Source organism: Mesorhizobium sp. BR1-1-6 (assembly GCF_020165355.1).
In the GTDB taxonomy this organism is placed as follows: Bacteria; Pseudomonadota; Alphaproteobacteria; order Rhizobiales; family Rhizobiaceae; genus Mesorhizobium.
On the sequence record NZ_JAIUHZ010000001.1, the window covers coordinates 143,326 to 155,779 of the forward strand.

11 protein-coding genes are annotated in these 12,454 nt (G+C 64.3%); 7 read left to right on the top strand and 4 right to left on the bottom strand.

Going from position 1 to position 12,454, the window contains the following annotated elements; genetic code table 11:
- Window positions 1-207: 207 nt before the first annotated feature.
- The gene (locus LB545_RS00765; protein WP_140525067.1) at window positions 208-1,296 is read right to left on the bottom strand and encodes a citrate synthase/methylcitrate synthase; all 1,089 of its coding nucleotides are present in this window, start codon (window positions 1,294-1,296) and stop codon (window positions 208-210) included.
- 91 nt (window positions 1,297-1,387) lie between these two features.
- Here LB545_RS00765 and LB545_RS00770 point away from each other — a divergent pair, with 91 nt between their 5' ends.
- Window positions 1,388-2,530 carry a citrate synthase gene (locus LB545_RS00770; protein WP_140525066.1) on the top strand — a complete coding sequence of 381 codons (1,143 nt, stop codon included), beginning with the start codon at window positions 1,388-1,390 and terminating at the stop codon, window positions 2,528-2,530.
- A 24-nt stretch (window positions 2,531-2,554) separates the two neighbouring features.
- On the opposite strand, the gene phaR is transcribed toward LB545_RS00770, so the two are convergent.
- Window positions 2,555-3,163, bottom strand: coding sequence for a polyhydroxyalkanoate synthesis repressor PhaR (phaR, locus tag LB545_RS00775; protein ID WP_140493348.1), 609 nt, complete (start codon window positions 3,161-3,163; stop codon window positions 2,555-2,557).
- A gap of 117 nt (window positions 3,164-3,280) precedes the next feature.
- Window positions 3,281-3,478, bottom strand: coding sequence for a hypothetical protein (locus tag LB545_RS00780; RefSeq protein ID WP_140493345.1), 198 nt, complete (start codon window positions 3,476-3,478; stop codon window positions 3,281-3,283).
- Here LB545_RS00780 and LB545_RS00785 point away from each other — a divergent pair.
- The 6 genes from LB545_RS00785 (at window position 3,459) to LB545_RS00810 (ending at window position 11,423) form a co-directional block, all read left to right on the top strand.
- A complete protein-coding gene (locus tag LB545_RS00785) occupies window positions 3,459-4,643 on the top strand; it encodes an acetyl-CoA C-acetyltransferase (protein WP_140493342.1) in 1,185 nt (394 codons plus the stop codon). The two genes, LB545_RS00780 and LB545_RS00785, sit on opposite strands and share 20 nt — an antisense overlap.
- Window positions 4,644-4,762: 119 nt before the next feature.
- Complete coding sequence (gene phbB / locus LB545_RS00790) at window positions 4,763-5,488, top strand: acetoacetyl-CoA reductase (RefSeq protein ID WP_140493339.1); 726 nt, start codon at window positions 4,763-4,765, stop codon at window positions 5,486-5,488.
- Window positions 5,489-6,206: 718 nt separating this feature from the next.
- Window positions 6,207-9,521, top strand: coding sequence for a helicase-related protein (locus LB545_RS00795; RefSeq protein WP_140525065.1), 3,315 nt, complete (start codon window positions 6,207-6,209; stop codon window positions 9,519-9,521).
- Between the two features lie 14 nt (window positions 9,522-9,535).
- Window positions 9,536-9,931 (top strand): RNA-binding S4 domain-containing protein, encoded by a 396-nt coding sequence (locus LB545_RS00800; protein WP_224518929.1) that lies wholly within the window; start codon window positions 9,536-9,538, stop codon window positions 9,929-9,931.
- A 204-nt stretch (window positions 9,932-10,135) separates the two neighbouring features.
- Window positions 10,136-10,474 carry a ferredoxin FdxA gene (gene fdxA / locus LB545_RS00805; RefSeq protein WP_140493333.1) on the top strand — a complete coding sequence of 113 codons (339 nt, stop codon included), beginning with the start codon at window positions 10,136-10,138 and terminating at the stop codon, window positions 10,472-10,474.
- A gap of 367 nt (window positions 10,475-10,841) precedes the next feature.
- Entirely contained in the window at window positions 10,842-11,423 is a 582-nt protein-coding gene (locus LB545_RS00810) for a CarD family transcriptional regulator (protein ID WP_006327799.1), read from the top strand.
- 101 nt (window positions 11,424-11,524) lie between these two features.
- On the opposite strand, the gene LB545_RS00815 is transcribed toward LB545_RS00810, so the two are convergent.
- Window positions 11,525-12,436: a patatin-like phospholipase family protein gene (locus LB545_RS00815; protein ID WP_140525064.1), complete on the bottom strand. Its 912-nt coding sequence runs from the start codon at window positions 12,434-12,436 to the stop codon at window positions 11,525-11,527.
- Window positions 12,437-12,454: the final 18 nt, after the last annotated feature.

The window sequence follows — 12,454 nt, forward strand, 5'->3', positions numbered from 1 at the left end:
CCTGTCGATCCCGGTGCCTGGCTTATTGCGTGCCCGGGAATCGGGACGTCAGCGTCACGGCAGACCTATGTTGCAGTGCAGCATATAAGGACGCACCAAGGCAAGAACACGAGCACGGTCGCGTGATGGCATGAAATTTCGATCATGCGGAAACGCCCTCCGCCTTGTGGCGGAGGGCGCGGTGTATCTTCCAAACAGGTTTGATGCTCAGGCGACGAGGTCCGGCATCGGTCCGACATAGCGCGACAGCGGCCGGATCAGCCGTCCCGTCGTCTGCTGCTCGCGCGCATGCGCGACCCAACCGGCGACGCGCCCGGCCGCGAAGACATTGCTGAAGGCTTGGCTGGGAAAACCCGCCGCTTCCAGCACCAACGCGGTGTAGAACTCGACATTGGTCTGCAGCGAGCGCTGCGGCTTGGCAATCCGAAGCACATCGAGCGCAGCCTGTTCGACTGTCTCGGCGAAGGCCAGCCGGCGACCGGTCTCGCCCTCCCCGCCGAGTTGCCGCACCACCGCCTTCAGCACATCGGCGCGCGGATCGCGCACGCGGTAGATGCGGTGGCCGAAGCCCATGATGCGTTCACCACGCGCGATCTCGCCGCGCAGCCAGCCGGCGGTGTCGCCATGCGCCTGGATGGCGTCGAGCATCTCGATGACAGGGCCGGGCGCGCCGCCATGCAGTGGGCCCTTGAGCGCCCCGAGGCCAGCCAGCACCGACGATGTCAGCCCGGCCTGCGTCGAAGCGACGATGCGCGTGGCGAAGGTCGAGGCATTGAGGCCGTGGTCGCAGACGGTCACGAGGTAAGTGTCGAGTGCCTTTGCCAGAACCGGCGTCGGCACGGAACCGTCGAGCATCCTCAGCATATCGGCGGCATGATCGGCCTTCCCATCCGGCGCGACCGGCTGCTCGCCGTGCAGCAGGCGCAAGAGCGCCGGCGTCAGCACGGCGGGCGCCGCGATCAGCCCAAGCGCGTCCGTCAGCGTCTCGCCGTCCGGCAGCAGCGCCATGCCGGCGCGCATGGCGCTATAGACGTCGAGCGGCGCCAGCAGGGGCAGGCAAGGCAAGAGCCGGTCGAACACCTCGACGCGCGCCTGGCCCAGCCTCGCGGCCAGTTCCGCGTCTCCGGGAACGTCGTCGAAGAAGCCGTCGAGAAGCAGGCGAACGACCTGCGGATAGTTCCATCGCCCGGCCAGTTCCGGCAGGGAGTACCCCCGGATCGTCAAGCGGCCGCCCAGCCCATCCACGTCGGACAGCACCGTTTCCGCCGCCACCACATCATCGAGCCCGTTCGCCATGGCTTAGTCTCCTTGAGCTTTTTCGACATCAAGGATAAGGATGGGCAACACGCGCATCAATCTTGATCAATAGAATCAACATGGGACCGACATGTCCGAATGGCTGTCGCGGGACGAGGCACTGGAACGGCTCAAGGTGCGGCCGCAGACGCTCTACGCCTATGTCAGTCGCGGGCGCATCGGCATGCGCCCGGACAGTGCCGATCCACGCCGCAGCCAATATCGCGCCGACGATATCGCGGCCCTGATGATGCGAAGAGAGCGCGGACGCAGCCCATCGGCCATCGCCGAAAGCGCCATCGCCTGGGGCGAACCCTCGCTCGTCACCTCGATCTCGACCGTTTCGCACGGCCACCTTGTCTATCGGGGCCGCGACGCCGTTGCGCTGTCCGAACATGCCACGCTCGAAGAGACCGCCGCCGTGCTGTGGGCCCTGCCTGAGCCGGTGAGTTTCGAGGCTCCGGCCTCGGATCAATCCCAACAACTCGGCCGAGCCCCGGCCTTCATGCAACTTGCCATGCTCGCCGGCCAGGCGCGGCCTTCACTAGGGCGCGGCGCCGCCTCGCTGTGCGCCGACGCCGCGCGCGCGATCGGCGTGCTGGCCGGCGCTCTTGGCGCCTCGGCGGGATCAGATCCGGTGCACATGCGGTTGGCGCGAGGCTGGTCGGTGGATGAAGGCGGGGCGCAGGCTATCCGGCGCGCCCTTGTGCTGCTTGCCGATCACGAACTCAACGCATCGACCTTCGCGGCGCGCGTCGCGGCCTCGACCGGAGCCTCGCCCGCCGCCTGCCTGCTCGCCGGTCTGGCGACACTTTCCGGTCCGCGGCACGGTGGCGCCGGCGAGGCGGTGATGCAACTCGCGGACGATGCGGCGCGGCACGGCGCCGATGCGGCGATCCGGCGCTGGCTCGGCCATGACAGGCCTTTGCCAGCGTTCGGCCATCCGCTCTATCCCGAAGGCGATCCCCGCGCCACGGCGCTTTTGGCGGCCATCGACAACACCGACAGAACATTGCGATCGCTGGAAATCGCCGCCATTGCCGCGACCGGCGCCCGCCCGAACGTCGACTTTGCCCTGGCCGTTCTGACGCGCAGCCTCGACCTGCCGCGCGATGCGCCGTTCCAGCTGTTCGCGCTTGGACGCAGCGTTGGCTGGGCCGCCCACATGGTCGAACAGGCAATGAGCGGCGGCAGCATCAGGCCGCGCGGTCGCTACGAGGGATTATTGCCGTAGGATCGGAAGAAAAGCGCTGCGCGCTCACGACATGGTGTCGAGCTTGCGCTGCATGGCCGCGATCTGGTCCTTCAACTGCTGCAGATCGTCGGGTTTTTCCGGCGTTTCCTTCCTGGCCGGTTCGGCGGGGGCCGCCGCAGGTGCCGAGCCTGCCGGCGGGAAAGGCGTGAACAGCCGCATGGCATTCTGGAACATTTCCATGTTGCGGCGCGTCTGCTCCTCCAGCGCCTTGATCGGCGTGGCCATCTTCATCATGTCGAGTGGTGACTTGCCGATGGCGCCCTTCATCTGCTCGCGGAAGCGCTCCTGTTCCTTGGAGAAGGCGATCATCGACTGTTCGAGGAAGCTCGGCACGATCATCTGCATCTGGTCGCCGTAGAAGGCGATCAACTGGCGCAGGAACGGGATCGGCAGCATGTTCTGCCCGTCCTTGTTCTCCAATTCGAAGATGATCTGGGTCAGAACCGGATGCGTGATGTCGTCGCCGGTCTTGGCGTCCTGCACCGTGAACTCTTCGCCCTTCTTGACCATTTCGGCCAGGTCCTCGAGCGTCACATAGGTGCTGGTGCCGGTGTTGTAGAGCCGGCGATTGGCATATTTCTTGATGACGATCGGATCGTCTTTCGCAGCCATCTGCATCCTCCCCGGACACCGGCGCGCCTGAGTAAGCCGCCGGTAACGATTGCGCCCGTTCAAAGGATATGCGCAAAAGCGTCACAATTCCAAGCAGTTTGTGCAGTGCGGGATTAATTATCGCTGCATGGCCGGTGAAATATGCTGCGCAGCAGCGGACAGCTTGATGTCGCGGCCATGCGCAGCTTGCTTGCGACGCATGGGTGCCCTGCCGATTTCCGGTTTGACTCGGGGTTGGGAAAGGGCAAGAAAAGTCTTCAATGACAGAACATCAGCTTGAAGTTTGGAGAACAGAATGCCCGCTTCCAATGCCATCGTCGTCGCCAGCGCGGCGCGCACACCGGTCGGTTCCTTCAACGGCGCTTTCGCCGCCACCCCGGCTCACGAGCTTGGCGCCGTCGTCGTAAGGGAATTGTTGTCGCGCGCCGGCGTCGAGGCGGCCGAAGTCGACGAGGTCATTCTTGGCCAGGTGCTGACCGCGGCCCAAGGGCAGAACCCCGCCCGCCAGGCTTCGATCCTCGCCGGGCTGCCCAGGGAGACCACCGCCTGGGGCCTCAACCAGGTGTGCGGCTCGGGCCTGCGCGCCATCGCGCTCGGCATGCAGCAGATCGCCACCGGCGATGCCAAGGTGGTTGTCGCCGGCGGCCAGGAATCGATGTCGATGTCGCCGCACGCCCAGCATCTGCGCGCTGGCGTCAAGATGGGCGACTACAAGATGATCGACACCATGATCAAGGATGGACTGTGGGATGCCTTTAATGGCTATCACATGGGCAACACGGCCGAGAACGTCGCCCGCCAGTTCCAGATCACCCGCGAGGACCAGGACCAGTTCGCGCTGGCCTCGCAGAACAAGGCCGAGGCCGCGCAGAAGGCCGGCCGGTTCAAGGACGAGATCGTCGCCTTCACCATCAAGGGCAAGAAGGGCGATACAATTGTCGACCAGGACGAATACATCCGCCATGGCGCGACGCTGGATGCCATGACCAAACTGAAGCCGGCCTTCGACAAGGACGGCACTGTGACCGCCGCCAATGCCTCCGGCATCAACGACGGCGCCGCCGGCGCGCTTTTGATGAGCGAAGCGGAAGCTGCCAGGCGGGGCATCACCCCGCTGGCGCGCATCGTCTCCTGGGCGACCGCGGGCGTTGACCCGGCGATCATGGGCACCGGTCCGATTCCCGCCTCGCGAAAAGCGCTGGAAAAGGCCGGCTGGTCGGTCGGCGATCTCGACCTGATCGAGGCCAACGAGGCTTTCGCCGCGCAGGCCTGCGCGGTCAACAAGGACATGGGCTGGGATCCCTCGATCGTCAACGTCAATGGTGGCGCCATCGCCATCGGTCATCCGATCGGCGCCTCTGGCGCGCGCATTTTCAACACGCTGGTCCACGAGATGCGCCGAAGAGGTGCCAAGAAGGGTCTCTCCACCCTGTGCATCGGCGGCGGCATGGGCGTCGCCATGTGCGTCGAAGCGCTCTAAAAGAGAAGTGAATGGGGAGTAGCGAATAGGGAAGAACGGCGTCGGCGCAATGGGATATCTGATCCCTACTCGTCATTCGCTACTCCCTGTTCACTCTCCCAACCAAAGGGAGGGAGCGCATGACCAAGGTTGCAATCGTCACGGGCGGATCGCGCGGCATCGGCGCGGCAATATCGATGGCGCTGAAGGAAGCCGGCTATTCGGTTGCCGCCAACTACGCCGGCAATGATGAGGCGGCGAGCAAGTTCACGGCCACAACCGGCATCAAGACCTACAAATGGTCGGTCGCCGACTACGACGCCTGCGCCGCCGGCATCAAGCAGGTCGAGGCCGATCTGGGCCCGGTCGCGGTGCTGGTCAACAATGCCGGCATCACGCGCGACGCCATGTTCCACAAGCTGACGCGTGAGCAGTGGAAGGAGGTCATCGACACCAATCTCTCCGGCGTTTTCAACATGACGCATCCGCTGTGGAGCGGCATGCGCGACCGCAAGTTCGGCCGCGTCATCACCATCTCCTCCATCAATGGCCAGAAGGGCCAGGCCGGCCAGGTCAACTACTCCGCGGCCAAGGCCGGCGACATCGGTTTCTCGAAGGCTCTGGCCCAGGAAGGAGCCCGCGCGGGCATCACCGTCAACATCATCTGCCCAGGCTATATCGCCACCGAAATGGTCCGGGCGATCGATGAGAAGGTGCTCAACGAACGCATCATCCCGCTAATCCCGGTCGGGCGCCTCGGCGAGCCGGAGGAGATCGCGCGCTGCGTCGTCTTCCTCGCCTCCGAGGACGCCGGCTTCATCACGGGATCGACCATCACCGCCAATGGCGGCCAGTACTTCGCCTGAGGTCTCGCCGGGCTGCCGGCTTCCCGGTGCCGATTGAAGGAGGGCTCGTTCGCCATCCGCTTCGGATGTCCGTGACGCCGTCCGATGACGGCTGTCGGCCTACTGTTCCAATCCGGCACGCAAAGGTTAATCGCGGCAGCGGGTATTGTGCAAAACTGCCTGGATAAGCTGTGCATTGTCGGTGGAAAACCTATGCGTAACACTACATCTTGTCGTGAACAAACAGGGAAAATCCCGACATCGCCGATTCGTCGCCCTTTCGTTCCATGTTTGGCCGCAATGTTAACGAGAGCAGTTGCAATCGCCTGTCAAACTGTTAATTTCTATTAAGAAAGTTCAACAATTTCATAAGCTTGGATGAAGCAAGGCGGGCTGCCACACGGCTTTGCCAGCGAAAGTTAACGGCGGCTCTCGCCTAGCATGAAACGGGCCAATTCCGTGATTCAGCATGTGGTAAGGATCATCAGCCAAAACTCCACATCTAGCCGTGAACAAAACCTGAATCCGGGCGAGTCAGCGATTCGTCGCCGATTCGTTCCAGACTCGTTCCAACCCTTAATCAGCAGCCGAACCGAAGCTCGACGGAGGTGACTTCGAACCGCCAGCGGAACATTCCGCTTTCGCTTCGCGCCTGAAATCCCTATGTGTCGCCTGTCATACGCGCCACCCGAGGCGTGCTCCCGACAATGAGAGGCCAGAAAGCCTTATTTCCGAGCCGATGAACATCCATCCGAAACCCACCGAGCCGCTGATCCTATCGGGTCGCGACGTGACTGCCGTGCTTGGGCCGACCAACACAGGCAAGACCCATCTCGCCATCGAGCGCATGGTGGCGCATGAAAGCGGCATCATCGGCCTGCCGCTCAGGCTCTTGGCGCGAGAGGTCTACACCCGCGTCTGCGAAAAGGTCGGTGCCCACAAGGTGGCGCTCATCACCGGCGAGGAGAAGATCCAGCCGCCAGGCGCCAGATATTCGGTCTGTACCGTCGAAGCCATGCCGCGCGAGACCGATGCCGCCTTCGTCGCCATCGACGAGGTGCAGCTTGCGGGGGACCTCGAGCGCGGCCACATCTTCACCGACCGCATCCTGCATCTGCGCGGCCGCCAGGAGACGCTGCTGCTCGGCGCCGCCACCATGCACGGCATCTTGCAGCGCCTGTTGAAAGGCGTCTCGGTGGTGACACGACCGCGGCTGTCACATCTGGCCTATGCCGGTTCGAAGAAGCTGACCCGCTTGCCCCGGCGCACAGCGATCGTCGCCTTCTCCGCCGACGAGGTCTATGCCATCGCCGAACTGATCCGCCGCCAGCAGGGCGGTGCGGCCGTCGTGCTTGGCGCGCTCTCGCCCCGCACCCGCAACGCCCAGGTGGCGCTGTTTCAGTCGGGCGACGTCGACTATCTCGTCGCCACCGATGCCATCGGCATGGGCCTTAACCTCGATCTCGACCATGTCGCCTTCGCCCAGAACCGCAAGTTCGACGGCTATCAGTATCGCAACCTGACGGCGGCCGAACTTGGCCAGATCGCCGGGCGCGCCGGCCGGCACCTGCGCGACGGCACCTTTGGCGTCACCGGCCAGGTCGACCCGCTGGACGAGGAATTGGTCAAGAAGATCGAAAGCCACGACTTCGACCCCGTGAAGGTTCTGCAGTGGCGCACAGCGCGTTTCAATTTCGCCAGCCTCGACGCGCTGAAGCGCTCGATCGAGACCAATGCCCCGGTGGAAGGCCTGACCCGTGCGCTGCCGGCAGTCGATGCGCAGGCGCTTGAGCACCTGTCGCGTGACGAGGACATCAGGGCGCTCGCCACCGACGCAAGGCGCGTCGCGCTGCTGTGGGAGGCCTGCGCGCTCCCCGACTACCGCAAGATAGCGCCGGCCCAGCACGCCGACCTCATTGCGTCGATCTACATGGACCTCGCCAGGCATGGCCATGTCGACGAGAATTACATGGCCGAGCAGGTGCGCCGCGCCGACACCACCGAGGGCGACATCGATACGCTGTCGCATCGCATCGCCCAGATCCGCACCTGGACATTCGTGTCGAACCGGCCCGGCTGGCTGGCCGATCAGGCACACTGGCAGGAAAAGACGCGCGAAATCGAAGACAGATTGTCGGATGCGCTGCATGAGCGGTTGACGAAACGCTTCGTAGACCGCAGGACTTCCGTCCTCATGCGGCGCCTTAGAGAAAATACCATGCCTGAAGCCGAAATAAGCCCAACCGGAACCGTCCTCGTCGAAGGCCACCATGTCGGCGAGTTGCAGGGGTTCCGTTTCACCGCCGATCAGAGCGCTGGCGGCGAAGACGCCAAGGCCGTGCGCGCGGCCGCCCAGAAGGCGCTGGCGGCGGAGTTCGAGGCACGCGCCGAACGCTTCGGCGCATGCGCCAATGGCGACATCGCGCTCGGTTCCGACGGCACGCTGCGCTGGATCGGCGCGCCGATCGGCACTCTGGTTGCCGGTGAAGACGCGCTGAAGCCGCGCCTGGTGCTTTTGGCCGACGAACAGCTGACCGGCCCGGCGCGTGACAAGGTCGCCGCGCGCGCCGAGCGCTTCGTCAATTTCCAGATCGAATCCCTGCTGAAGCCGCTGGTCGATTTAAAGAATGCCGAGCAGATATCGGGTATCGGCCGCGGCATTGCCTTCCAGCTGGTCGAGAATTTCGGCCTTATCAATCGTCGCGACATCGCCGAGGAGATGAAGTCGCTCGACCAGGAAGGCCGCGCGGCATTGCGCCGGCTGGGCGTGCGCTTCGGCGCCTATCATGTCTTCGTGCCGGCGCTGATCAAGCCGGCGCCCGCGGGATTGGTGACGTTGCTGTGGGCGCTGAAAAACGATGGCAAGGACAAGCTCGGCTTCGGCGACGTCGTCCATGCGCTGGCATCGGGCCGCACCTCGGTGGTCATCGATCCGGCTTTCGACAAGGCCTTCTACAAGCTTGCGGGCTACCGAAATCTCGGCCGCCGCGCCGTGCGCATCGACATTCTGGAACGGCTGGCCGACCTGATCCGCCCGGCGACCAACTGGAAGCCCGGCCTCGGCCAGCGTCCGGATGGCGCCTATGATGGCCAGTCTTTCATGGTGACGCCGCCGATGATGTCGATTCTCGGCGCCACGGCCGACGACATGGAAGAAATCCTGAAAGGTCTTGGCTATCGTGCCGAGCCGAAGCCGGCGGCCGAAATCAAGGCACGGCTGGAAGCGCAGGACAATGCCGCCCGGGAAGCCGTGGCGGCCAAGCTGGCAGCGGAAGAGGCCGCGCGCACCGAGCAGGCCAAGGCGGCGGAGGCGGCTGCGACGGACACGCCTGAGGAGACATCAGCGGAAGATCCGGAAACTGCGACTGCCCAGACCGCCGTCGAAATTCCTGCTGAACCCATTGCGGAACCGGCCGAAACTGTTGCGGAAGAACAACCCGAAGCTCCAGCCGAAGCTACGGAAGAGGTTGCGTCTGTAGCAGAAGCCGTGCCTGAGACTCCTGCCGCCGAAAGCGCCGACGCTCTCACTTCCCCCTCGACGGGGGAGATCGCGGAGCGAGGCGAGGAGGGGGACAGCGCCGACGCTCCCCAACAGGGACCCGCTGCGGAAGCCGAAGAGCCTAAGCCGATCCTGTTGTGGCGGCAGGGCCGCTTCGACCAGCGGCCTCGTCACCGTCACCACGAGAACCGCGCCCGGCCGCGCAACGGCCAGGCGGCGCGCTCCGATGCCCCGGCGGATGCCGCTGTCGGCCAGCCCGGCACCCGGCCCGCCCATGAAGGGCGCCGCGATGGCGCCGGCAAGCCGCGTTTCGATCGCTCGAAGTTCAAGCCCAGGCCGCAAGGCGAAGGCGGGGAACGGCGGGAGGGAAAGCCGCAGGGCGAGCGTTCTGACCGCCGTGAGGGCCGGCCGGGCGGCAGTCCGGAAGGCAAGGGCGGCCCGCAAGGCGGCAAACCCTCGTTTCAGGCAAAACCGCGCGAGGAGCGCCCGGTGCGCTTCGATCCCGACTCTCCCTTCGCCAAGCTCGCCGCTTTGCGCGACCAGCTGAAGAAATAGCCGCACAGGATCCGATGGTCGCCCCGATGGCCACCGACCGCCAGCGTATCGACAAATGGCTGTTCTTCTCGCGCGCGGTGAAATCGCGCTCGCTGGCCGCCAAACTGGTCGTGGCCGGCCGGGTGCGCATCAATCGCGACAAAGCAGCGCAGGCCTCCGACCTGGTCAAGCCTGGCGACGTCCTGACCATCACGCTGGAGCGGCGCATCTTCATCTGGAAGGTGCTCGATGCGGGAAGCCGGCGCGGCCCCGCCGTGGAGGCACGCACGCTCTACGAAGACATGTCGCCGCCTGCCGCACCGACGGGCGAGGCGCCTCCCGACGCGATCCCAGGGCTGCGCGAGGCCGGAAGCGGCCGCCCCACGAAGAAGGAGCGCCGCGAGACCGACCGCTTGCTTGGCGACGACTGACCGCCGGTGCACGGAGGCATGTATGTTCTTCCACGCCGCCGACACAACGGTCCGAGCACATGACCGATGCCCGCCATTGCCGAGCCGTTGGAATTCCATTCCGGCAATGCCGGCATGGCCGGAATGGCCGCCCTTGCAAGCGGGCGCCAAAGGCGTTACCTCACGGAAAAAGCCAACAAAAACGGGACGTCCCGGAGCAGATCGATGACCTATGTCGTGACCGACAATTGCATCAAATGCAAATATATGGACTGCATCGAGGTCTGTCCGGTCGACTGTTTCTACGAGGGCGAGAACATGCTCGTCATCCATCCCGACGAGTGCATTGACTGCGGTGTCTGCGAACCGGAATGCCCCGCCGACGCGATCAAGCCCGATACTGAGTCGGGCCTCGACAAATGGCTGCAGATAAACACCGAATACGCTGAGAAATGGCCTAATATCACCGCCAAGAAGGAGCCGCCGGCCGACGCCAAGGCCTTCGATGGCGAGGCCGGCAAGTTCGAGAAATATTTCTCGGCTGAACCCGGAGAAGGCGACTGACAGCGCTGCCGTTTCAACCGGCATGACGCGGCGTAAGAGGTACGGCCTATTAACCGCCTTGACAGGCGGCGTGAACCTGTGGCCTTCGCTTATGCAGCAAAACCTTGATTCTTCCGACTTTTTGTGTTACATGAGCGAAACATGCCGGTGACACAACGTCGATTTATGGCGCTAACGCCCCAAATCACTGAAAGGTGAAAATCCCATATCGGACCAGAGCGATCTGGGCCAGGCGATCGCAATCGTGCGGTTTGCCGGTCCCGGCTTTTCCGGTGGGTTCATCTGTTGTGCGGCTAATGATCGGTAACCCGATCGCGCGAGTTCAGCCGGCACCGCCGCCGGCCCACAACAAGGAGTTCAGGGCGTAATGGCAACGATCACCCCGCAGAAGAAGTCCACCGCTGCACGTCACGGTTTCAAGACCGGCGAGTACATCGTCTATCCGGCGCATGGTGTCGGCCAGATCGTCTCGATCGACGAGCAGGAAGTGGCCGGGCACAAGCTGGAACTGTTCGTCATCGATTTCCAGAAGGACAAGATGCGCCTCAAGGTGCCGGTCGCCAAGGCAACCTCGATCGGCATGCGCAAGCTGTCGGAAGAGGATTATGTCGAACGCGCACTGAAGGTCGTGCAAGGCCGCGCCCGCGTCAAGCGCACCATGTGGTCGCGTCGCGCGCAGGAATATGATGCCAAGATCAATTCCGGCGACCTAATCTCGATCTCGGAAGTTGTTCGCGACCTCTACCGCGCCGACAACCAGCCGGAGCAGTCCTATTCCGAACGCCAGCTCTACGAAGCCGCGCTCGACCGCATGGCCCGCGAGATCGCCGCTGTCAACCGCATGTCGGAAACCGAAGCCGTGCGTTTGATCGAGGTCAATCTCAACAAGGGCCCTAAGCGCGGCGCCAAGGCCGACAATGAGGAAGCCGAGCAGGAAGAAGCTGCCTGAGGCCTTGCGCCTTTTGAGTTTTTGAAAAACCCGGTCTTGCGCCGGGTTTTTTGTTGCAGGCAATATTTGGAAAGTTGGTGCACGCCCTCGGCGTGCAATCGTCACAGGAACGTTACGCGGGTCGCTTCCTTCTTGCCTTGGGCGAAACCGGCACGGGCCGCGGGGATGCGGGTCGCCAGATCCATCTGGTTGGTGCCCATTGCGGCGCGGGAATCGACGTCAGGCGTGATCACCACCACCCGGCTGCCCTGCTGGCGCAGGGCTTCGACCTCGCTTGCAAGGTCCGCGCCCGGCGGTCTGCGCAGGCCCTCGAACTGGCCTTCCGGTAGCGGCCCGCTCCGTCCGCTGAACGGCGAGAGCACGATCACGTTCGCATAGCCCGAGGCAAGGTCGGCATTATCGGCGGAGCGCACGCCACCGGAGATGTAGCGGACGCCATTGATGCTGTGCGTGGGCCCCGCACCGGGCAGCGCGGTGCTCGCGGTGGCCGCGTCAACCAGATCGACGCCGGAATCGCGGTCGAACGCAGCCAGTTCACCGGTAAGCGCGTCGACGGCCACCAAGATCATCGGCCTTTCCGGCCATTCATGGCGAGGCAATCTGGCGGCGACCAGCGCGCGCCGCTGTTTGGCCACTTCCGGTCCGAATTTGACATCGCTCTCCAAACCGAATGCCCCCATCGCCCGTTGCAGATCGGCTGCCGAGATAGCGGCGGCGGAGATGGCACGCATCCGCTCGAACACACTATCCATCGAAGCGAACGGCGGTTGCTGGCGGCTCTGTCCGGCCGGTTGAACCGGCAGCGGGGACAGCACCGCGGCCAGCAGCTCGCCCGGCGGTATGCCGCTGCGCACCTGCACTGCCGCATTGGCGCCTGCCGAGGTTCCGATCACCAGATCGGCGGCCTCGGTCAGATCGACACCAGTGTCGGCGAGGCCCGCGATGATGCCGATCAGCCAGGCATTTCCGGCGGCCCCGCCACCACCGAGAACAAGAGCAACGTTGCGAACCATCGGCCCCACTATTGCAGC